This window comes from Flagellimonas allohymeniacidonis, assembly GCF_004296335.1.
GTDB lineage: Bacteria > Bacteroidota > Bacteroidia > Flavobacteriales > Flavobacteriaceae > Flagellimonas > Flagellimonas allohymeniacidonis.
The window spans coordinates 446071-469273 of sequence record NZ_SGIU01000002.1; the positions used below are offsets into that span (position 1 = coordinate 446071).

Annotated in this window: 21 protein-coding genes and 1 tRNA gene; 8 read left to right on the plus strand and 14 right to left on the minus strand. The window is 41.7% G+C overall.

What is annotated here, in order from left to right; all coding sequences use genetic code 11:
• Positions 1–25: 25 nt before the first annotated feature.
• The 5 genes from frr (at position 26) to EW142_RS10365 (ending at position 6681) form a co-directional block, all read left to right on the plus strand.
• Positions 26–580: a ribosome recycling factor gene (gene frr, locus EW142_RS10345; RefSeq protein ID WP_130613574.1), complete on the plus strand. Its 555-nt coding sequence runs from the start codon at positions 26–28 to the stop codon at positions 578–580.
• Positions 581–657: 77 nt separating this feature from the next.
• Positions 658–3054: an efflux RND transporter permease subunit gene (locus tag EW142_RS10350; protein ID WP_130613576.1), complete on the plus strand. Its 2397-nt coding sequence runs from the start codon at positions 658–660 to the stop codon at positions 3052–3054.
• Between the two features lie 90 nt (positions 3055–3144).
• Positions 3145–4578, plus strand: coding sequence for an asparagine--tRNA ligase (asnS, locus tag EW142_RS10355; protein ID WP_130613578.1), 1434 nt, complete (start codon positions 3145–3147; stop codon positions 4576–4578).
• 43 nt (positions 4579–4621) lie between these two features.
• The gene (rpoN, locus tag EW142_RS10360; protein WP_130613580.1) at positions 4622–6076 is read left to right on the plus strand and encodes an RNA polymerase factor sigma-54; all 1455 of its coding nucleotides are present in this window, start codon (positions 4622–4624) and stop codon (positions 6074–6076) included.
• Positions 6076–6681 (plus strand): hypothetical protein, encoded by a 606-nt coding sequence (locus EW142_RS10365; protein ID WP_130613582.1) that lies wholly within the window; start codon positions 6076–6078, stop codon positions 6679–6681. The genes rpoN and EW142_RS10365 overlap by 1 nt, the downstream gene beginning before the upstream one ends.
• Here EW142_RS10365 and EW142_RS10370 read toward each other — a convergent pair.
• The 8 genes from EW142_RS10370 to EW142_RS10405 form a co-directional block, all read right to left on the minus strand.
• Complete coding sequence (locus tag EW142_RS10370; protein WP_130613584.1) at positions 6676–7386, minus strand: porin family protein; 711 nt, start codon at positions 7384–7386, stop codon at positions 6676–6678. The two genes, EW142_RS10365 and EW142_RS10370, sit on opposite strands and share 6 nt — an antisense overlap.
• A gap of 80 nt (positions 7387–7466) precedes the next feature.
• Positions 7467–7949, minus strand: a complete 483-nt coding sequence (locus tag EW142_RS10375; RefSeq protein ID WP_130613586.1) for an ExbD/TolR family protein — start codon at positions 7947–7949, stop codon at positions 7467–7469.
• A gap of 12 nt (positions 7950–7961) precedes the next feature.
• A complete protein-coding gene (locus EW142_RS10380) occupies positions 7962–8567 on the minus strand; it encodes an ExbD/TolR family protein (RefSeq protein ID WP_130613588.1) in 606 nt (201 codons plus the stop codon).
• 12 nt (positions 8568–8579) lie between these two features.
• On the minus strand, positions 8580–9017 hold the full coding sequence (locus tag EW142_RS10385) for a hypothetical protein (protein ID WP_130613590.1): 438 nt from the start codon (positions 9015–9017) through the stop codon (positions 8580–8582).
• Between the two features lie 26 nt (positions 9018–9043).
• The gene (locus tag EW142_RS10390) at positions 9044–9772 is read right to left on the minus strand and encodes a MotA/TolQ/ExbB proton channel family protein (RefSeq protein WP_130613592.1); all 729 of its coding nucleotides are present in this window, start codon (positions 9770–9772) and stop codon (positions 9044–9046) included.
• 78 nt (positions 9773–9850) lie between these two features.
• A tRNA-Ser gene (locus EW142_RS10395) sits at positions 9851–9938 on the minus strand.
• Between the two features lie 61 nt (positions 9939–9999).
• Positions 10000–11037, minus strand: coding sequence for an asparaginase (locus EW142_RS10400; RefSeq protein ID WP_130613594.1), 1038 nt, complete (start codon positions 11035–11037; stop codon positions 10000–10002).
• Positions 11038–11805 carry a TatD family hydrolase gene (locus EW142_RS10405; RefSeq protein ID WP_130613596.1) on the minus strand — a complete coding sequence of 256 codons (768 nt, stop codon included), beginning with the start codon at positions 11803–11805 and terminating at the stop codon, positions 11038–11040.
• Between the two features lie 56 nt (positions 11806–11861).
• Here EW142_RS10405 and EW142_RS10410 point away from each other — a divergent pair, with 56 nt between their 5' ends.
• Positions 11862–12305 carry a retropepsin-like aspartic protease gene (locus EW142_RS10410; protein WP_130613598.1) on the plus strand — a complete coding sequence of 148 codons (444 nt, stop codon included), beginning with the start codon at positions 11862–11864 and terminating at the stop codon, positions 12303–12305.
• 34 nt (positions 12306–12339) lie between these two features.
• Here the strand turns inward: EW142_RS10410 and odhB are convergent, their stop codons facing one another.
• From odhB to EW142_RS10440, 6 genes are all read right to left on the minus strand, one after another.
• Positions 12340–13560 carry a 2-oxoglutarate dehydrogenase complex dihydrolipoyllysine-residue succinyltransferase gene (odhB, locus tag EW142_RS10415; protein ID WP_130613600.1) on the minus strand — a complete coding sequence of 407 codons (1221 nt, stop codon included), beginning with the start codon at positions 13558–13560 and terminating at the stop codon, positions 12340–12342.
• A gap of 25 nt (positions 13561–13585) precedes the next feature.
• Entirely contained in the window at positions 13586–16384 is a 2799-nt protein-coding gene (locus EW142_RS10420; protein ID WP_130613602.1) for a 2-oxoglutarate dehydrogenase E1 component, read from the minus strand.
• Positions 16385–16482: 98 nt separating this feature from the next.
• A complete protein-coding gene (locus tag EW142_RS10425) occupies positions 16483–16839 on the minus strand; it encodes a hypothetical protein (RefSeq protein ID WP_130613604.1) in 357 nt (118 codons plus the stop codon).
• A 21-nt stretch (positions 16840–16860) separates the two neighbouring features.
• On the minus strand, positions 16861–18138 hold the full coding sequence (locus EW142_RS10430; RefSeq protein ID WP_130613606.1) for a metal-dependent hydrolase family protein: 1278 nt from the start codon (positions 18136–18138) through the stop codon (positions 16861–16863).
• 125 nt (positions 18139–18263) lie between these two features.
• Positions 18264–19280, minus strand: a complete 1017-nt coding sequence (gene galE / locus EW142_RS10435; protein ID WP_130613608.1) for a UDP-glucose 4-epimerase GalE — start codon at positions 19278–19280, stop codon at positions 18264–18266.
• Positions 19281–19282: 2 nt separating this feature from the next.
• Positions 19283–20437, minus strand: coding sequence for a DegT/DnrJ/EryC1/StrS family aminotransferase (locus EW142_RS10440; protein WP_130613610.1), 1155 nt, complete (start codon positions 20435–20437; stop codon positions 19283–19285).
• A gap of 89 nt (positions 20438–20526) precedes the next feature.
• Here EW142_RS10440 and EW142_RS10445 point away from each other — a divergent pair, with 89 nt between their 5' ends.
• Together EW142_RS10445 and EW142_RS10450 are read left to right on the plus strand one after the other, a co-directional pair.
• On the plus strand, positions 20527–21762 hold the full coding sequence (locus EW142_RS10445; RefSeq protein ID WP_130613612.1) for a 3-deoxy-D-manno-octulosonic acid transferase: 1236 nt from the start codon (positions 20527–20529) through the stop codon (positions 21760–21762).
• A gap of 36 nt (positions 21763–21798) precedes the next feature.
• Positions 21799–23118, plus strand: a complete 1320-nt coding sequence (locus tag EW142_RS10450) for a sugar porter family MFS transporter (RefSeq protein ID WP_130613614.1) — start codon at positions 21799–21801, stop codon at positions 23116–23118.
• Positions 23119–23203: the final 85 nt, after the last annotated feature.

A 23203-nucleotide genomic window follows, 5' to 3' on the forward strand; every position in this document is an offset into this window, starting at 1 on the left:
GTTGTCAAATCCCAAAAACTAAAAAATGAACGAAGAAATAGATTTTATACTGGATAGCACAAAAGAAAGTATGGATGGTAGCATTTCGCACTTGGAAAAAGCCTTGGTAAAAATCAGGGCCGGTAAGGCCAGTCCCGTTATGCTTTCCACCGTTATGATTGAATACTACGGCTCACCCACACCGCTTTCGCAAGTTTCCAATATTAATACACCCGATGCCCGCACCATCTCCGTTCAGCCTTGGGAGAAAAGTATCCTACAGGATATTGAAACGGCCATTATGAACGCAAACCTAGGTTTCAACCCCATGAACAATGGAGAAATGGTCATTATCAATGTTCCTCCGTTGACTGAAGAACGAAGAATCCAATTGGTAAAACAAGCGAAAGGTGAGGCTGAGGATGCGAAAGTGAGCATTCGAAATGCGAGACAAGATGCAAATAAGGAGATCAAAAGACTTGATGTATCCGAAGATTTGAAAAGCAATGCCGAAGTAGATGTGCAGGAACTCACTGATAAATACAGTCAAAAAGTGGATGCCATTCTTTCCGTGAAAGAGACGGAAATCATGAAGGTTTAACCCCCCTTTTAAATCATGATTCCATTCTTTAGGAGCGCAACCTATCATTTTCTACCTTTGCGCCCAATATTCGGTATATGGTAAATAAGCTTACCCGTGGTTTTTGGCCCAAAGTTGCCCGCATTATCCTAAGAAACAGAATTCTTATTTTGTTTCTGGTAGCAGCCGCCACGGTATTCCTTGCCATGCAATGGAAAAACATCCAGTTCTCCAATACCGAAGCGAATATTCTCCCAAACGATCATCCTGCCAGTGTTCAGTATAGTGCCTTTACCAAGATTTTTGGGGAAGAAGGAAATGCCATTGTCTTTGCCGTAAGGGATGCCGCACTGTTTCAACCTAACAATTTCAACCGATGGAATAAGTTTAGCAAACAACTGGAAGCTTTTCCTGAAATCGATTTTGTGGTTTCCACAGATAACCTCAAAGTGCTCGAAAAGGACAATGAGAAACAGGAATTTGTTATTGAGGATTTTATCAAAAATCCCCCAGAAACCCAAGCTGAGGTAACTCAACTAAAAGATCATCTTCTTAACAACCTTCCATTTTATAATGGTTTAATATACAATCCTGATAGCGAAACCATTCAGACCATAGCCTATTTGGATAAAGATATCATGAGTACCCCGGTAAGGAATGAGTTCATATTGAACGATCTTAGGGATTTGGTGCAAAACTTTGAAGAGGAGACCCAGTTGGATATGCACATTTCTGGGATGCCCTACATCCGAACATGGAATACAAAGTCCATTGTGGATGAAATTGGCATTTTCATTGTCGCGGCATTATTGGTCACTTCACTAATATTCTTTTTCTTTTTTAGAAGTTTTCGGGCCACCTTCATTTCTATGTGCGTCGTAGTCATCGGTGTGATGTGGGCTTTTGGAATTTTGGGGCTTCTTCAGTACGAAATCACCATTTTAACTGCACTCATTCCTCCATTGATCATTGTTATAGGTATCCCCAACTGTATTTTTCTTATCAATAAATATCAGCAAGAGGTTAAAAAGCACGGGAACCAGGCGCTTTCACTTCAGAGGGTAATTTCAAAAATTGGAAATGCCACCCTCATGACCAACATTACCACAGCTTCGGGCTTTGCCACCTTCATTATTTTGGATAGCGACCTTTTAAAGGAATTTGGTATCGTAGCTTCCATCAACATCATTGGAATTTTCATTTTATCACTGCTTATCATTCCCATTATCTACAGTTTTATGGCGCTTCCGAAAACCAAGCACTTAAAACACCTCAATAAAAAGTGGATAGACCTCTTTGTTGATTGGATGGAGCGGATGGTACGGCATTATCGTATTGGCGTTTATGTCACGACACTTATAGTGCTTATTTTGAGCATCATCGGAATCTACCAAATTGAAATTACGGGAAGTCGTATCGAAGACCTTCCAAAAAACACCCATTATTTTAAGGACATTCGCTTTTTTGAACAGGAGTTCGACGGCATTATGCCCATGGAGATTGTGGTGGACACGAAGCGTAAAAACGGCGCCGTAAGACCTGCTACTTTGAGACGGATGGACCAACTTGGCACTGTGATACAGGAAACTCCCGAATTATCGAGGCCCATTTCCATGGTAGATTTGGTAAAATATTCCAAACAGGCCTTTTATAATGGTATTCCCAAATATTACCAATTACCGACTTCACAAGAGAATACCTTCATTATGGATATGGTGAGAAAATCCTCAGCCGAAGGCGATTTATTGGAGAGTTTTGTGGATAGTACTGGGCAGACCGCACGATTGACTACCTATCTCCGCGATGTAAAGATTGATCGCATGGAGGAAATTGAGACTGATATCCTTGATGCTATTTCCAAATATTTTCCTCAAGAGCGCTATAATGTTTTTATGACAGGAAAGGCTTTGCTTTTCCTTAAAGGAACCAAGTATCTGGTCAAAAACCTATTGATTTCTTTAGCCTTGGCCATAGGTCTCATTTCGCTATTTATGGCGTATTTGTTTAGGTCCTTTAGAATGATCATTATTTCCTTGATTCCCAATCTTTTGCCTTTGGTTATCACCGCTGGATTGATGGGTTATCTTGGTATACCCATAAAACCCTCTACCATTTTGGTGTTTAGTATTGCTTTTGGTATTTCGGTTGACGATACGATTCACTTTTTGGCCAAATATCGGCAAGAGCTTACCGCCAATAAATGGCAAATCAAAAGATCGGTCTATGCCGCTTTGAGAGAAACAGGGGTTAGCATGTTCTACACATCCATTGTGCTTTTCTTCGGGTTTTCGGTATTTATAATTTCGAGCTTTGGTGGTACTAAAGCACTAGGTGGATTGGTTTCAGCCACCTTGCTCTTTGCCATGTTGGCCAATCTTATTTTATTACCATCACTTCTGCTCTCTTTGGAAAGAAGTATTGCCAACAAACAAGTTTTGAAAAAACCGCAAATCGATATCCTTCCAAAGGAAGAGGTCAGTTTAAAGGACAAATAACAGCTTCGAACCCTTTAAATCTATTGGTTTGATTGCTCTCGTTATTGACCAAAAAACTATCTTTACCGCTTAATTTCAGCAAAGGCAAAAATGAAGTCAACTGCTATCAAAGAACTGCTTGCAAAGCAGCCTATTGGAGAAACTGTAGAAGTAAATGGATGGGTAAAAACTTTCAGAAGCAACCGATTCATTGCATTGAATGATGGTTCAACCTTACAGAACCTTCAATGTGTCTTGGATTTTGAGAAGTTTGATGAATCCCTTCTTAAACAAATCTCTACTGGGGCCGCATTGAAGATAACCGGTAAATTGGTAGAGAGTCAGGGAAGAGGGCAAAGTGTGGAAATTCAATCCGATGATGTATTTGTGCATGGAACGGCCGACCCTGAAACCTATCCAATTCAACCTAAAAAACATTCCCTGGAGTTTTTACGTGAAAAAGCTCACCTGAGAGTACGTACCAGTACGTTTTCAGCAGTAATGCGCGTACGCTCCGCCTTGGCTTTTGCCATTCATAGCTATTTTCAGCAAAACGGGTTTTATTATATGCATGCGCCTATCATTACCGGTTCAGATGCCGAGGGCGCAGGTGAAATGTTCAGGGTGACCACGCTCGACCCCAAAAGTCCTCCGGTAGATGAGAAGGGTGAGGTGGATTACAGTCAGGATTTCTTCGCCAAGGAAACCAATCTTACTGTTTCGGGGCAATTGGAAGCTGAAACCTATGCCATGGGATTGGGGAAGGTGTACACATTTGGACCCGCTTTTAGGGCCGAAAACTCAAACACCTCACGTCATTTGGCTGAATTTTGGATGATCGAACCCGAAATGGCTTTTTATGATCTTGACGCCAGCATGGATTTGGCGGAAGATTTTATTAAACAGGTCATTAGTTATGTTCTAGAAAATTGCCAGGAAGATCTCGCTTTCTTGGAAAAAAGACTTTTGGATGAAGAAAAATCCAAGCCCCAAAATGAGCGCAGCGACATGGCGCTTATTGAAAAGTTAAAGTTCATTGTTGACAACAACTTTAAGCGAGTGACCTATACTGAAGCCATCGACATCTTAAAAAATAGCAAGCCCAACAAAAAGAAAAAGTTCCAGTTTCCTATCAACGAATGGGGCGCCGACCTGCAAAGTGAGCACGAACGTTTTTTAGTGGAAAAGCATTTCAAATGTCCTGTTATTCTTTTTGATTATCCTGCCAGTATCAAGGCATTTTACATGCGCCTAAACGAAGATGGTAAGACGGTTCGGGCCATGGATGTATTGTTCCCCGGTATTGGAGAACTTGTTGGAGGTTCGCAAAGAGAGGAACGATTGGATGTATTACAGCAAAAAATCAAGGAATTGGATATTGACGAGAAAGAGCTATGGTGGTATTTAGACTTAAGAAGGTTTGGTACTGCTATTCATAGTGGTTTTGGACTTGGCTTTGAAAGGCTAGTCCAGTTCGCTACCGGTATGGGCAATATTAGGGATGTCATACCCTATCCGAGGTCCCCTCAGAATGCCGAGTTTTAATTGTAATCCTTAAATTTATAGGGAAGGAAGACCCCTTAGTCCTATGTTAAAGCAACATCTCCAGTTTAAGCTTTCCCAAAAACTGTCTCCCCAGCAAATTCAGTTGATGAAGTTGATTCAATTGCCCACACAGGCTTTTGAGCAACGACTCAAACAAGAGTTGGAGGAAAACCCGGCTTTGGAGAGCGGTAAGGAGGATAACGACCGCATAGACGAAGATTACGATGGTTTCGAGGATTCGGGGGACGCAGATACCATTTCCACTGACGACATCAATATTGATGACTATTTAAGTGACGACGAAGTTCCCGACTATAGGACCCAAACTAGCAATTACAGTCCCGATGATGACGAAAAAAGCATACCCTATGCATCAGGTATTTCCTTTAATCAGTATTTATTGAACCAACTCAATACGATCTATTTAGATGATGAGGAGTGGGCCATAGCAGAATTCTTGGTGGGCAGCGTAGATGAAAGTGGCTATATCCGCCGGCCCTTAATGGATATCATGGATGATTTGGCGTTTACCCAGAACATTTATGTAGAGGAAGAAAAGATTGAGGCCGTTTTGAAGACGGTTCAAGGCTTGGATCCCCCAGGTGTTGCGGCAAGGTCGTTGGGTGAGTGTTTGATCATTCAGCTAAAAAGAAAGGAAAAGACCCCCTCGGTTGAATTAGCCATTGCGCTCTTGGAAAAGTCTTTTGAGCAGTTTACCAAAAAGCACTACGCAAAGCTCATTCAAAAACATCAAATTACCGAAGCTGAACTTAAGGACGCCATCACCGAAATAGAAAAATTGAACCCGAAGCCTGGCGGCTCATATGCTGGAAACACAAGGATTATCGAACACATCGTTCCTGACTTTTCCATCCGAATAGTAGAGGGGGAACTTGAACTTACCCTCAATGGAAGAAACGCTCCTGAACTTCATGTGTCCAGAGAGTACAACAATATGTTGCAAGGGTATAAAAACGCCAAAGAAAAATCCAAGTCACAAAAAGATACCGTTCTTTTCATCAAACAAAAACTTGATGCCGCCAAATGGTTCATTGATGCCATCAAACAGCGACAACAAACTCTTTTCGTTACGATGAACACCATAATGAACTATCAAAAAGAGTATTTTTTAACAGGTGATGAGAGGAAGTTGCGGCCCATGATTTTAAAGGACATTGCCGACCAAATCGGGATGGATGTTTCAACAGTCTCGCGTGTTGCCAATAGCAAGTATGTGGATACTCCTTATGGCACCAAACTCATTAAGGACTTTTTCTCCGAAGCCATGAAAAATGTTCAAGGGGAAGATGTTTCAACGAAAGAAATCAAAAAGATATTGGAAACGGTCATTGGAGAAGAAGAGAAGAAAAAGCCATTGACCGACGACAAACTTGCCAAAATTCTTAAAGAACGAGGTTACCCCATCGCTAGAAGAACCGTAGCCAAATACAGGGAACAATTGGGAATCCCTGTAGCCCGGCTTCGAAAACAAATCTAATGCGACATTTTCTAAATATTATCTCGTACATTTTTCATCCCCTGTTTGTACCCATCGGTGGAACGGTTATGTATTTTTTGGTAACCCCCAGATATAGTTCGCTGGAGATTCAGAGTGGTAACATTCTGCCCATCTTTATTTTGACCGTGATCATTCCCATAATTTTCTTTTTGATTCTTAAAAATCTGGGTGTTATCCACTCCATTTTTTTACCGACACTTAAAGAGCGAAAATATCCCCTCTACATTAATGCCATCTTGTTATTGATGATTCTGTACAAGGTAATTCCCAATAATTATGTGCCAGAATTATTTTACTTTTTCTTGGGTCTTCTGACCGCTACAGGGGCTACCTTGATCTTGTTGTTCCTAAAGTTCAAAACCAGTATCCACCTGCTGGGAATGGGCAGTATTTTGATGTTCATGGTTGCCTTGAGCATTCATTTTGAGATAAACATTACCTTGGCGATAAGTGTTTTTACCCTGCTGACCGGCCTGGTCGCCACTGCTAGGCTGTACCTTCGAGCCCATAGCAAAACAGAACTATTGATAGGGTTTTTATTGGGTGTGCTTTCCCAAATGTTGATTTTAAGATATTGGTTATAGGATGTAAAAAATTATACCAACACGAAGCACATTTGCTTCTATGGATTCCCCAGTATTTAGCAGTGTACCACTTTTTAGCAATGGATTTAGGCCATAATATGCTTGAACATTCCAGGTATTATAGCCAAAATTCAAAGTGAGTCCATATTGAAAATCCTGAAAATCATCATTGTAAAAACCCACAGTTTCCATATCGGACACCAATCTTGACCTTCCAGAAAAAACGTAGCCTACTTTTAGTCCAGTGTAAATCCTCCAAAATTTATAATCAGTTGCCGTAGATGTTCTCCAACGAATCTCAAAGGGTAACTCAACGGTATGGGTTTCCAACTTACTCCTGGTAAACTCATCAGAATTCAAAATTAGATATTGAATCTCACCAGTGCTGCGGTCAGCTCCAATGTTGCTATAGTACGAATTTGCGGCATAGCCCAGTCCTAACCCTATTCCAAAATTTCTAGCCTTATTCAAGGGAATGTCCTTAATAAAACCCAGCTGCAAACTATATGACAGACTGCTTTGAACAACATCGTTAGGTCGATTTCCTAAGAAATTGATGCCCACCCCTATATAGAATTGGTCCTCGAGATATCTCGAATCTACATCTACTATCAAGGAGTCTTGTGGTACCGTCTGTCCCAAACTCAGTTGAATCTGAAAAAAAAGCGGTAACCAAACTAGAACCAAGGTTGTTCTTGCCGACATACTTCAGTAAGTAATTAAAAAAAGAAACGCTTCAAATTTCATTTAATTTGAAGCGTTTCTTACTAAATCTAAGCTATTGTTTACTGCAGATTATTGAAGGCATTGCCCTCATAGGTGGTGTAATTCACCTTAAGCGCATTTACTTTTCTCAATTGTTGCTTGATATCAGCGATAAGACCCATATTGGCGTTCTTATCAACCTTCAGTGCAGTCGTCAACACATTTTGAAGCTCTTGAGGCTTTTTAGCTCGCTCCGCTAAAATATAGGAGCCCACTTCCTCAACACTTGCAAATTTATCATTCAATTGTATTTTCGGCTCGGTACCAAATACCTTTTGGTACTCTCTTGTGGGTTTCCCTACATAAATATAGATTACCCTATCCTTCTTTTCCAGCTTCTTTATCTCAGAAGCATTTGGAAGTGTGTTTTCCACAAGCAACGAGCTATCTTTCATTGTGGTTACCGTCATAAAAAAGAACAATAACATAAATACAATATCAGGTAAGGAAGCAGTGGAAACAGCTGGTAAATCGCCGTCTTTCTTTTTTGCAAATTTTCCCATAAGGTTTAATCTTTAATTACTTGTTGTCTCTGCTTCTGATAGTTTCTGTGGAAACATCTCTTGAACTCGCTTTACTTTATCTTTTAGCTCGTCACGAACATTGGAAGGTGTTTCTGGGTTCAGGAATTCTGCTTCCATTACCGTAAAATCCCTACCATATAAGCGTTGCGCTTCCCGATTTCTTAAATCGTTATATGCGCCCACCAATTCGTTTTGAACTGTAATATAAGTACTGTACTTGGTCTCCCTGTCATTCTTCAAAGAGATAATTGCCTTATCTGGATTATCCGATGATTCTGGGTTTTTCCTACCCTGACAGTAGTTACAAGAGCCATCAGCACCATTTTCCAAAAAGCTCATCGCAGCTTCGCGAAGGTCTTTCAGCTGCATTAGCTGATCTTCGACCAATAACTGACCATTTTTATTGATATTTACTGTAAAGATGTTCTTCTGCTTAATAACCACATTCTCATCTGGCGGTTCAATGGGCGGCAACATACGATCCAAGCCTGCATCTGTTTCAATGGTGGTGGTCACCAAGAAAAAGATAAGCAGCAAGAATGCAATGTCGGCCATAGAGCCAGCATTTACTTCCGGTGCACCTTTTCTTCTAGGCATAATTTTGCTTTTTTACTTTACAAATAACTTCTTCAATCCTGGAAAAACCATTAGCACAACCGCTACAGCGGAAAGGATAAAGAAAACATTCAATCCCATTCCCACATTTTTAACAGTTCCTTCTGTCGTTTCAACTCCTCTTTGTGACATCGTCTCAACAACAGCGGCATTATCCGAAGAAAGTCCATAGGATATAGCCACAATGATGGCCAATCCTCCAATCGCGAACAAGGCCTTTTTCAGACTTCCCGGAGTGGAAAACAATTTGCCAAATCCGAACACTATAGCTGAAATTGCCGCAATTGCCAAAAGCAGGTACATAATAATGAACATGAAGTTCATTGCACCACTGTTGATGGCATCTGGGTCATCGCTAGAAGGCAAGGAGAACCACAATACTGCAGCAAGCAACCCAATGGCGATAAGCACTATTTTAATTATTTTATTCATGATCCTCGATAGTTTTTATTTCGTAATTATTTTTTGTGCGCTGCCAACATATCAATCAAGGATATGGAGGAGTCTTCCATGTCGTTTACGATACTATCGATTTTTGCAATAATATAGTTGTAGAAAATCTGAAGAATAATGGCTGTGATCAGACCAAATACCGTGGTCAATAACGCTACCTGAATATCACCTGCAATAAGAGAGGCACTTAAGTTACCCACAGCTGCAATTTTCTGGAAGGCCGCAATCATACCAATTACCGTACCCATGAACCCAAGCATGGGCGCAATGGCGATAAACAGGGATAACCAAGAAACATTTTTCTCCAATTGTCCCATTTGTACCCCACCGTAGGCTACTACAGCTTTTTCAGCAGATTCCAATCCTTCACCTGCTCTGTCCAATCCTTGGTAGAAGATTGAAGCAACGGGCCCTTTGGTGTTTCGACACACTTCTTTGGCGGCTTCAACGCCACCGGAAGCCAAAGCATCTTCAACTTGTTGCTTCAACTTAGCGGAATTTGTACTTGCCAAATTCAAATAGATAATTCTTTCGATGGCAACTGCCAATCCCAAAATCAAACAAAGAAGTACAATTCCCATAAAGGCCGGACCACCCTGAATGAACTGTTCTTTTAGCACTTGGGTGAAACCTTTACCGGCTTCAGCCTCTTCCTGAAACATCGCTGCAGATGCAGATGTAGTTCCTAAAACAAACATTCCGGCAGTAGCCAGAGTCAAGGATATTTTTTTCATTTCTTTCAAACTTAAATTTAGTTAGTTAATAATGTTAAAGATATAAAAATTTTGCAATTGAAAAACTTAAATACCTAGCAGAGAGGAAGGGATTCGAACCCTCGATACACTTTTGGTGTATACACACTTTCCAGGCGTGCGCCTTCGACCACTCGGCCACCTCTCTTTTTACAATAAATGAGCTGACCAATAAACAAAAAAATAATTATTTAAGGAAATTTGAGGCGTTAATTTTGGCGCATCTCGCCCCTTAATGAAGTTTCGAAAAGTCGCTTAAAATCTTTGCTCGGAACCCTATTGCCCAAAAGGTACATCGCTTTGGTAATGGCAGCCTCGGTGGTAATGTCCTTACCGTTTATCATGCTCATCGCCTTAAGCCTTCTACTGGATTCATACTGACCCATTGCCACACTCCCTCCCGAGCATTGGGTCACATTAATGATATGTAGGCCATTGGCTAGGGCGTTTTCCAATGCAGTCAAAAACCAATCTTCTGTTGGGGCATTGCCTGCTCCATAGGTCTCTAGGACCAATGCTTTAAGTCCAGAAATTTTTAAAACAGACTCCAAAACGTTTCGACAAAGGCCAGGAAACAGTTTTAGTATGGCCACATTGGTATCCATCTTCTTATTGGCCATAAGGGGTGTTTTCGAATCGGTACCTGTGTACAAATTTGGATAGAACACGTTCAAATGAACCCCAGATTCAATCAAGGGAGGGTAATTGAGCGAGGTAAAAGCTTCAAAATGTTCGGCATTGATTTTGGTAGTTCGGTTCGCGCGATAAAGTTTGTATTCAAAATACAGCCCAACTTCTCTTATTATGGGGATGCCATTTTCGGTCAGCGCAGCAATTTGAATGGAAGTGATAAGATTCTCCTTGGCATCGGTCCTTAAATCCCCAATGGGCAATTGCGACCCGGTGAAAATGACAGGCTTATCCAAATTCTCCAACATAAAACTCAAGGCAGATGCCGAATAACTCATGGTATCACTGCCATGCAATACCACAAAACCATCAAAATCCGCATAGTTGTTTTCAACAATGGTGGCAATGGTGGCCCAGTGTTTGGGATTCATACTGGATGAATCTATCGGCTTTTTGAAGGAAACCCCTCGAATTTCACATTCCAGTTGATTGAGTTCGGGCAGGTTATTAATCAGTTCGTTAAAATTAAAAGCCCGTAACGCCCCTGTTTTATAATCCTTCACCATACCAATGGTTCCCCCAGTATATATCAAAAGGATGTTGCTCTTCTTTGCCATTTAAATACCAAAAACTGCTTTTGAATTTGCCGTTGTCACTTCTGCAATTTTTCCTGCCTCCACTCCGTAAATGTCAGCTAATTTTTCCAATATCTTTACAATATATACACTTTCATTTCGCTTACCCCGATAAGGTACAGGGGCCAAATAAGGAGAATCCGTCTCCAAAACAATGTGCTCTAAAGGGATTTGGTTTAAAAATTGGTCGATTTTTCCATTTTTAAAGGTTACCACACCTCCAATACCCAGCTTCATATTGTAGGACATTGCTTTATGGGCCTGATCCAAAGTTCCGGTAAAGCAATGAAAAATTCCATATAGGTTCTCCCCCTTCGCTTGTTCCAAGACCTCAAAAATTTCATCAAAAGATTCTCTGCAGTGGATAACTATGGGTAGATTATATTTTTTAGCCAGCTCTATTTGATAGAGAAAAGCTTCCTGTTGTTGAGTTAAAAACGTTTTGTCCCAATATAAATCAATGCCTATTTCACCCACGGCATAGAAACTTCTGTGGGCAAGCATTTCTTCCACATGGGCCAATTCTTCTTTGAAATTTTCCTTAACATGGGTTGGATGTAATCCCATCATTAAAAAAACATGTTCCGGATATTTGGCTTCCAACGTCAACATGGACTCGGTATATGTGGAATCTATGGCTGGAATAAAAAAGCGCTGCACCCCAGCGGTCATAGCCTTTTTAATAATAAGGTCACGGTCCTCATCAAAAGCTTCGCTATACAAATGGGTGTGGGTATCGGTTATGATCATGAAACAAAAATAGACTTATCTTAGATGTTTTTGAACCTTATTTTTTAAGTATATCCATGAAATCGTTGAAGAAGTTTTTGCAAACAAAAAACTATGTGAGAATCCCTCTGGTGTTGACCGAAACCAATCACTTTGAAATTTCAGCTAAGATCAATGGAGTGTCTGGAAGGTTCATCTTGGATACCGGAGCATCCAACACCTGTGTGGATATGGATAAACTGGAATTCTTCAAAATGGTATCAAAGACTTCGGACATAAAAGCGGCTGGTGCCGGTGCCACTGAAATGGAAACCTTAGTGTCTAATAAAAACAAAATTCAAATCGGCGCTTGGAAAAAACGCAAGCAGCATATCGTGTTGTTCGACCTGGTCCATGTAAACCAGGCGCTAACCACCCGCAATGCCCTTCCCGTTGATGGAATTGTAGGGGCGGACGTTCTAAAAAAAGGGAAAGCCGTAATAGATTATGACAAAAAGTGCCTGTACTTGAAATCCAAGTAGACACCTCTCAATTGAAATCGAGGTGACACAGCAATTAAAGCTCCAGTGCTTTCTTCACATTACCATCCATCAAAAGTTCTTCCGGACTTTCCAAAGCTTCCTTAACCGCTACTAAAAATCCGACAGATTCCTTGCCATCAATTATTCTGTGGTCATAGGAAAGCGCCACATACATAATGGGAGCAACCACGATTTCACCATCACGAACGATAGGACGCTCGACGATGTTGTGCATACCCAGGATTCCACTTTGTGGAGGATTTATTATCGGTGTCGATAACATGGAACCGAACACTCCTCCATTTGAAATAGTAAAGGTTCCTCCTGTCATTTCATCCACAGTAATTTGACCATCCCTCGCTCGAATCGCCAATCGTTTTACTTCGGATTCCACTCCGCGAAACGTCAAATTTTCAGCATTTCGAATTACTGGAACCATCAAGCCCTTGGGTCCGGAAACCGCAATACTGATATCACAAAAATCATAGGTGATCATTTCCTTGCCATCGATCATGGAGTTCACCGCAGGATACATTTGAAGTGCCCGTATGACAGCTTTTGTGAAAAAGGACATAAATCCAAGACTTACCCCATGTTTCTCTTTAAATTCTTCCTTGTACTGTTTGCGCAATGCAAAAATGGGAGACATATCCACCTCATTGAAAGTGGTCAACATGGCGGTTTCATTCTTGGCCGCTACCAACCGCTCTGCCACTTTTCTTCTCAGCATGGAGAGTTTGGAGCGTGATTCTCCCCTACTTCCTCCGGTAGGTGTACCCATGGAAGGAACAGCATTCATGGCATCTTCCTTGGTGATACGGCCATCTCTGCCTGTACCACTCACAGAGGACGGTTCTATTCCTTTTTCATCCAAAATCTTCTTGGCTGCAGGTGAAGGGGTCCCAGAAGCATAGGTTTCTTTTTTGGCTTCAACAGGCTTGGCGGCCTCCTCAGCCTTAGGTTCTTCTTTGGGAGCTTCTTTTTCTTCGGCTTTTGGAGCATCTCCCTCGGGTTTTGCAGCACTGGTGTCGATGAGGCAAACTACTTCCCCAACTCCTACGGCATCCCCTACTTCAGCCTTTAGGGTAATAATCCCGCTTTCTTCTGCTGGAAGTTCGAGGGTTGCTTTGTCTGAATCAACTTCTGCTATTGCCTGATCTTTTTCAACATAGTCCCCATCTTCCACCAACCATTCTGCGATTTCAACCTCTGTAATGGATTCCCCAGGAGAGGGCACCTTCATTTCTAAAACCATTCCTATAGTCGTTTATACGTTGTATTTATCGAATTAACATATTATCCTTATTCTTATCAAAGACGTAATCGATGACCTGGGCATGACGTCTTTGAGAGCGTACTGCACTACCAGCGGCTGGCGCTCCATAAAATCTTCGGGATGCAACCCTAAATTGTTTTGCCTCCTCAAGATGCATCAGCAAGTGACCCCAAGCTCCCATATTTCTGGGTTCTTCTTGAGCCCAAACAATATCATCCACTGATTTATACTTTTTAATGATTTCCCGTATTTGTTTGGTTGGCAGGGGAAACAATTGCTCTACCCTAACCAAGGCGATGTCATCCCGTTCAAGTTTCTCCTTATGGCTCAAAAGATCATAATAGAATTTGCCCGTACAGAAAACCAAAGTCTTTATTTTGGAAGCTTTTGCTGTTTGATCATCAATGACCATCTGAAAACTTCCGTTGGCCATTTCCTCTTTTGTGGACAACACTCTCGGATGTCTTAATAGGCTTTTTGGTGTGAAGATCACCAAGGGTTTTCTAAATTTTGCTTTCATCTGCCTGCGTAACAAATGGAACATGTTGGCAGGTGTCGTAACATCCGCTACGTACATATTGTCCTTAGCACAGAGTTGCAGGTATCGCTCCATCCGTGCCGAGGAATGTTCTGCGCCCTGTCCCTCATAACCATGGGGCAACAAAAGCACCAACCCATTTTGAAGTTTCCACTTATCCTCTGCAGAGGAAAGGTATTGGTCGATTATAATTTGTGCTCCATTGCTGAAATCCCCAAACTGGGCTTCCCAGATCGTCAAGGTTTTGGGACTGGCCATCGCGTAGCCATAATCAAATCCCATCACCGCGTACTCTGAAAGCAAGGAATTGTAAATATGGAATTTTCCGTTTTGATTTTTACCCATGGCATTGAGCAAAACAACCTCTTCCTCATGCATTTCAGTTTTGATCACGGCATGACGGTGGGAAAAGGTCCCACGCTCAACATCCTGTCCGGTCATCCGCACATCAAATCCTTCTTCTATTAAAGAACCATAAGCCAAAAGTTCCCCCATGGCCCAATCCAACTGGTTATCTTCGAAGTACATTTTTCTTCTTGAACCCACAAGCCTTTCCAACTTCCTCAAGAACTTCTTGTCTTCAGGGAGTGCGGTTAAGGTTTTGGCGACCTCATCCAATTTCTTTAAGGAATATGAGGTATCTATTGGACCTAGCATGGCATCTTCCACTACTTGGCTAAATCCTTCCCACTCATCTTGCATAAATGGGGTAATACGGGTTTTTTCTATTTTTCGTGAATCCAGTAAGTCCTCCTCCAAGCTCTTTTTGTATTCGGCTTCCAGGGTTTTAACGTAATCCTTGTCGATGATTCCTTCGGCCATCAACCTTTCTGCATAAATATCCCTAGGATTCTTATGCTTAGAAATGGATTTGTACAACAAGGGCTGGGTAAACTTGGGTTCATCACCCTCATTATGTCCATACTTACGGTACCCCAATAGATCTAGGAAGATGTCTCTTTTATAGCGCATACGGTATTCCAAGGCGAAGGTGGATGCATGAACTACAGCCTCTGCATCATCTGCATTGATATGGAGCACTGGTGAAAGGGTTACTTTCCCTACATCGGTGCAATAGGTGGAGGATCTCGCATCCAAATAATTGGTGGTAAATCCGATTTGGTTGTTAACTACTATGTGGATGGTTCCCCCTGTTTGGTATCCGTCCAAGCGTGCCATTTGAATCACCTCGTACGCTATACCCTGCCCGGCAAAGGCCGCATCACCATGAACTAAAATCGGAAGAACTTCAGAAACGTTGTCTTGATGGTCCCTGTCTTGTTTGGCCCTAGTAATTCCCTCAACAATGGAATTGACCGTCTCAAGATGCGAGGGATTGGGCGCAATGTTCATATTGACCATTTTCCCCGAGTCTGTCTCGCGCATTGAGGTCCATCCCAAATGGTACTTCACGTCTCCATCAAAAATGGTTTCCTCGTAATCCTTACCATCAAACTCACTGAAAATATCTTTTGGGGACTTTCCAAAAATATTGGTCAGGACATTCAAGCGGCCTCGATGGGCCATACCCATTACAAATTGTTTCACTCCAGCAATGGCTGCCTTTTCAATAATAACGTCCAAAGCGGGTATCAGCGACTCTCCTCCCTCAAGGGAGAAACGTTTTTGACCTACATATTTGGTATGTAGAAAGCTCTCAAAAGAAACAGCCTCGTTAAGCTTTCGTAGAATATTTTTTTTCTCTTCCGCTGAAAAATTGGGATGATTATCGTTTACATTCAACCAGTTCTGAATCCATTGGATACGTTCTGGCGTACGAATGTACATGTACTCAACCCCTATAGCGTCACAATAAATGCGTTCGAGATGGGCAACAATATTTTTGAGGGAGGCTGAACCAATTCCAATGATTTTTCCCGCATCAAAAATGGTATCCAAATCTTCATCGGAAAGTCCAAAATTGGACAAAGCCAGGGTAGGTTCATATTTTCTTCGCTCTCTGACGGGGTTTGTTTGGGTAAATAAATGCCCCCGGGAACGGTATCCGTCAATCAACCGGATAACTTGAAATTCCTTTTGAAGGGATTGGGGCATTTCCACAGTTTCCCCGTTGGAAAGAACAACAGTTCCATTGGATTGGGTATCAATTCCCAAATCTTCCAATGAACTTTCCAGGCCGAAGTCAAAACCTTGAAAAAAGGCTCTCCAACTCGGTTCGATACTATCGGGGCTTGTCAGATACCTGTCATAGAGCTCCGCGAAAAATGAAGTGTGCGCAGCATTTAAAAAGGAATATTTATCCATTGACCGTCTTAATCTAAAACCTAACGAAAAATTTAATCAAAAATACAACAAATACTTATGGTAATATCAACCCTGTCGCGGTTAATTGGCATTTTCTTTCACTCGGAAAACTTATGTTTAAACCAAACCTTTTGCCACTCCCGCTTCACTATTAAAAAGCACATTTCCTCTGCAGCGTCAACTGGGTTGTTCGACTTAACTTGAGCTATTTGGTTTTCGGGAATATCAACAACATAGAGTAGGTTTAAATAATCAGGAAACCGCTCCATGAGCAGAAAATAGATTTTCTCATGCAACAATGCCTTGACTTCCTTCGGGCTTGGTCCATCTATAAAGTCAAGAGGGATATTGGCAAGTTTAAAGTCTTTTTGGAGCTGTGCTATCAATTTTTGATACAATAACTGCTTATCGGCAACTTCCAATATTTCTAAGCTTGTATTGAATTTAGAAGTCATTTCAATAATAAATGAATAGCATTACTCAGACTTGAAAATCTCTCCCTCTTTCATTACAAAAAACACCTTTTCCAAAGTAGAAACCTCTTCAAGGGGGTTGGCCTCCACGGCAATGATATCAGCGAGATAAGACTCTTTAATTTGACCTAAATTCTCACCCATTCCCAAAAGCTTGGCATTAGTAATGGTAGCCGATTGAATAGCTTTCAGTGCTGGCATTCCGGCTTCTACCATATACCCAAACTCACGGGCATTTTCTCCGTGTGGAAATACCCCGGCATCTGTTCCAAAAGCAATGGGGACTCCTTTTTTATAAGCTTTGGAAAAAGTTCCTTGAATGAGAGGGCCAATCTCACTGGCTTTCTGGGCCACAACTGCAGGAAAGTAGCCTGGTATTTTAGCTTTTTCTGTCACTTGCTTTCCAGCGGTTATGGTAGGGACAAGGTAAGCATCATATTCAACCATTAGATCCATCGTCTCTTCGCTCATTAATGTTCCATGCTCAATGGTTTTGATACCACCTTTAACTGCTCGTTGCATACCTTCGTCACCATGCGCATGGGCCGCTGTGAGCATATTATAATCTTTGGCGGTATCTGTAATCGCTTTGATTTCTTCCAAGGTAAACTGTGGATTTTGACCACTTTTTGCTACACTCAACACTCCTCCAGTGGCGGTAATCTTAATTACATCAGCGCCATCTTTGTAGCGTTGGCGCACGGCTTTTTTGCCATCTTCGGGAGAGTTGACCACACCTTCTTTTGGACCAGGATTTCCCATAAGGTCTTTTCGCATCCCATTGGTAGGGTCTGCATGGCCCCCGGTGGTTCCAATGGCCTTTCCAGCTGTAAAAATCCTAGGTCCAACTACTGAACCCTTGTTGATAGCCTTCCGTAAAGCAATGTTCACACCACTTCCTCCTAAGTCGCGGACCGTTGTAAAACCTGCCATCAAAGTGTTTTTTGCATATACGGTTGATTGCAGGGCGACATCAGCCTCATTCTGGGTAAACCTTTGGATGTAAGTCTGTGGACTGGATTGACCTTCAATATGCACGTGCATATCTATCAAACCAGGTAAAACCACTTTGTTTTTTAAATCAACTACAGTTATTTCGGTGTTGGGTTGTGTGTAGCCATTTTCTATGGACTTAATTTTATTTCCCTCAACTACGATGGTCTTCTCGGATAGTATTTTGCCTGATGCTACGTCAAGTACTTTTCCGCAGTGTAGATAAGTTTCCTGTCCGGTTAAAATAAAAGTGCATAGAATGGTGGCAATTAGAAGGCTGTTTTTCATTTTTTCGAGTGCTAGTTGTTTGATTGCCTAAGTTAAGGATACAATTCCTATTTGCAAGACATGGCAACAACCAATCCTGGAAACAAAACTTCTTTAAATCTAAGGAGCGGCCTTAAAAATCTATGCTAGTCGCGAATTTTTTGCTCCCAGTCCCAAGCGGACCTCATAGCTTCATCCAGTGAAGATTTGGCTTTCCATCCCAAAACGGAATTGGCCTTTTCAGTATCGGCATATGCCTGTATCACATCCCCGGCTCGCCTATCCACTATTTGATAATTCAGTTTCTTGCCTGAAACATGTTCAAAACTATGGATGACTTCCAAAACTGAACTGCCTTTTCCTGTACCCAAGTTAAAGACCTCATAGTTTTCTGCATTTTTACCTTCGAGTAGTCTCTGCAGAGCAACCACGTGGGCCTTGGCAACATCCACTACATGAATGTAGTCTCGAATGCAGGTACCGTCTTCGGTAGGATAATCATCTCCAAAAACGGATAGTTGTTCTCTTAATCCAATGGCGGTCTGTGTAATAAAAGGGACCAAATTTTGAGGAACGCCAATGGGCAATTCACCAATTTCAGTACTCGGGTGTGCGCCTATTGGATTAAAGTAGCGCAAGGCGATGGATGACAAACCTGGATTTACCCTACAGGTGTCCTGAATGATTTCCTCCCCAACCTGTTTTGTATTGCCATAAGGTGACTCTGCAAGCTTAACTGGAGCATTCTCGGTAATGGGCATCTGGTCCGCCTGGCCATACACGGTGCAAGAAGAACTGAAAATAAGGCTCGCCTTTTCTTTTCTGGTGAGTTCCTGCAAGATATAAACTAAAACCCCCAAGTTGTTTTCATAATAAAGCAAGGGATTTTCAACACTTTCACCCACTGCTTTGGATGCGGCAAAATGAATGACCCCAGATACATCTTGATGTCTTGAAAAGAAATCCTGTACCTTTTGTTTGTCCCGTAGGTCCATTTTTTCAAAAATTGGGGTTTTGCCAGTAATGGCTTGGATACCTTCGAGTACGTTTTCGGATGAATTGGAAAGGTTATCAATGATAACAACTTCAAAACCTTCATTTTGAAGTTCAACAACGGTATGGGAACCAATGAACCCCAAACCGCCCGTTACCAAAATTTTCATAGTTATGAATTTACAAAGTCGATGACCAACTTGGTTATAAACTGTATTTGTTCATCATCCAACTCGGTATGCATGGGAAGGGATATCACCTCTTTTACCAATTGATTGGTAATCGGAAAGTCTGCCTCGTCATAACGCTCATCAACATAAGCCTTTTGTCTGTGCAATGGAATTGGATAATACACTCCACAAGGAACGTTGTTTTCTGACAAATGTTGCGCCAGTTCATCTCTTTTTCCGTTTAAAATTCTCACAGTATACTGATGAAAAACATGACAATCGCATGTTTCACAGATTCCCTCACAACCGTTCACAGTTTTTGGCAGAACTATATGATCTTGACCTTCCAGGGCTTTGGAATATTTACGAGCTGCCTCTCGTCGTTTGCTGTTGTAAAAATCCAGCTTTGGAAGTTTGGCTTTTAATACAGCTGCTTGAATGGAATCCAGTCTTGAGTTAACCCCAATTACATCGTGGTGGTAGCGTTTGTACATCCCATGGTTGACCATCCCTCGAATGATATGTGCTAAATCATCGTCATTCGTAAAAATTGCTCCACCATCACCATAACATCCCAAATTCTTCGATGGAAAAAACGATGTGGAGGCCACATGACCTAAATTTCCAGCCTTCTTTTTTCTGCCATCTTTGAAAGTGTGCACAGCACCTATTGCTTGGGCATTATCTTCAATAACATAAAGATTGTGTTTATCGGCCAGCTCTAAAATAGCATCCATATCCGCACACTGGCCAAACAGGTGAACTGGCACAATGGCTTTTGTTTTTGGGGTGATGGCTTTCTCTATGGCCTTCACATCAATATTAAAAGTATCGGGTTCCACATCGACCAACACAGGTGTCAAGTTTAGAAGAGCTATGACCTCAACCGTGGCCGCAAACGTAAAATCTGCCGTTATCACCTCATCACCTGGTTGAAGACCGAGCCCCATCATACAAATCTGCAGAGCGTCCGTGCCATTGGCACATGGAATCACATGTTTCACCCCCAAATAGTCCTCTAGCTCTTTCTGAAATTCGTGAACTTTTGGGCCGTTGATAAAAGCGGAAGATTCCAAGACCTCATTAATTGAGGTTTCTACCTCTTCCTTGATACCCTCGTACTGACCTTTAAGGTCAACCATCTGTATTTTTTTCATGGAATATTATTGATGTGCCAAAATTAAGAAATAATGCTACGGCCCGTTCTAAATTGGGAAAGAATGTATTTTAGCACAAATTTCTTGGAGTGCGATTTATTTATGGCTTTTTGGTACAGGTTTCTTGGTGGGCACTCCATATTCTAGCGCTTTTCAAGAAAAAAATAAACTTATTTGTTTCTGGACGGAAAAAAACCTTCCTCCATTTGAAATCTGGAATTTCGGAACAAGACTCCATAATCTGGATGCACGTGGCCTCGCTTGGCGAATATGAGCAGGGGTTACCCATTTTGCAACGTTGGAAGGACCTGTACCCACGTCATAAATTTCTATTGACTTTTTTCTCTCCATCCGGGTTCGAGGTAAAAAAAGATGACACCCCAGCCGATATCGTGGTCTATTTGCCCATGGATACCTTGAGAAATGCCAAAAAATTCATCAAGCTTGTCCATCCCCAACTGGCCATTTTTGTGAAATATGAAATTTGGCCCAACTATCTTGGTGAGCTTCAAAAAAGCAACATTCCTACGTTGCTGATATCCGCCGTGTTCTCCAAAAGGCAGGTATTTTTCAAACCATGGGGTGGATTTATGCGCCATAGCTTGAAAGCTTTTACCCATTTTTTTGTTCAAGATGGGAAATCCAAAGAGTTATTGACTTCGATTGGTTTCGAAAATACCACGGTTAGTGGTGACACCCGTTTTGAAAGGGTTTCTGAGATTCTGAAAAGGGACAACAACCTAAAATTCATGGATTCCTTTAAACAAAACAATTTTTGTTTTGTGGCTGGTAGTACCTGGCAAGAAGATGAAGAAGTGATTCTTGATTTTATCAACCACACCCCTTATAATCTAAAAGCTGTAATTGCCCCTCATGATATCAAAAAGTCACATATTGACAGATTGGTTGGAGGGATATCCAAATCTGTGACACTCTTTTCGGAAATCGAAGGGAAAGACCTCTCAGCTGTAGATGTAGTTGTTGTTGATACCATAGGCATTTTGACCAAAATATACAGCTATGCCGATATTGCCTATGTTGGTGGGGGCTTCGCCACTGGTCTTCACAACACCTTGGAGCCGGCAGTATTTGGCATTCCGGTTATTATTGGTCCCAACTATAACGGTTTTAAAGAGGCAGAAGATTTGGTATTGGAAAAGGGAATATATGTGGTCGACAAGTCTTCCGAGTTCAACTCCATAATGGAGGGTTTTTTAAAAGACCCACATTTTCGAACACGAACTGGGAATATCAATGACCAATATATCTCCAAAAATCAAGGTGCCTCCGACCTCATCATAAAGCACATCCAAACGCTTCTTTAATTTTTCGTTAGTTTTAAAACCATCAATTGGGATGAAATGGAGCGAAAAATATTTTTTATTGCACTCATAGTTGCGTTGGCCGGATTTCTTTTTGGTTTTGATACGGTAGTCATTTCGGGGGCCGACCAAAAACTTCAACTACTCTGGAATTCTTCGGATACCTTTCACGGGGTGGTGGTCATGGGGATGGCTCTGTGGGGTACAGTCATCGGTGCTCTCTTCGGCGCGCTTCCTACCAACAAATTGGGACGCAAAAGAACTTTGATTTGGATAGGAGTGCTATACTCCCTATCTGCTTTGGGCTCAGCTCTCGCCGGCGACCCATTTAGTTTCGCCTTTTTTAGATTCATCGGTGGATTGGGTGTGGGTGCTTCCACTATAGCAGCTCCTGCCTATATCTCGGAAATTGCACCTGCAAAAAATAGGGGCAAACTCGTAGGTATGTATCAATTTAATATCGTGTTCGGCATATTGATCGCCTATTTATCCAATTATTTGCTCAGTGGTATAAGTGAAGAAGACTGGCGGTTTATGCTAGGTGCAGAGGCCATCCCTGCCATTATTTATACCTTTTTGGTCTTCACTGTTCCCAAAAGTCCAAGATGGTTGGTCACCAAAAATAGGTTTGAAGAAGCCAGTGAAGTAATAGAGTCCCTAAAACTTGATATTGATATCAACGATTTGAGAAACGAGGTGAGCAATGCGGATAAGGTAAATTCTGAAAGTATTTTTATGAAAAAGTACAGATTCCCGCTCACGTTGGCATTTTTGATTGCTTTCTTTAACCAATGGTCGGGCATTAATGCCTTTTTATATTACGCTCCCCGTATTTTTGAACTTGCTGGTCTAGGGGAGAGTACAGCGCTACTAAGCAGTATTGGCATCGGCTTTACGAATTTTGTGTTTACTTTGATAGGTATTTATCTTATCGACCGGTTGGGACGGAAACAGCTTATGTATTACGGCTCGGTTGGGTACATTATCTCTCTTTCTTTGGTCTCCGCCGCTTTCCTATTCAATTGGACTGGTATGGCAGTACCCGTCTTTTTATTCCTATTCATAGCTTCGCATGCCATAGGGCAAGGGGCCGTTATTTGGGTTTTCATTTCCGAAATTTTCCCAAATCATCTACGCGGTTCGGGCCAGGCCTTCGGCTCTTCGACTCATTGGGTTTTGGCTGCATTGATTCCTTCTTTTGTCCCCTTTTTGTTTGGAACCATAGGTGCCGCAGTAGTTTTCGGATTTTTTGCATTCATGATGGTGCTCCAACTGCTATGGGTTGGTTTTATGATGCCCGAAACCAAAGGCATCTCCTTGGAAGAGCTTGGCAAACAAATGAGTGCACGGAAAAACTAGTGACTGCTATGCATCATGCATAACATGCCAAAAAAGCAGCGATTGGTCGAATATGAAAAGTATTCATGCCTGCAATCCCTGAATT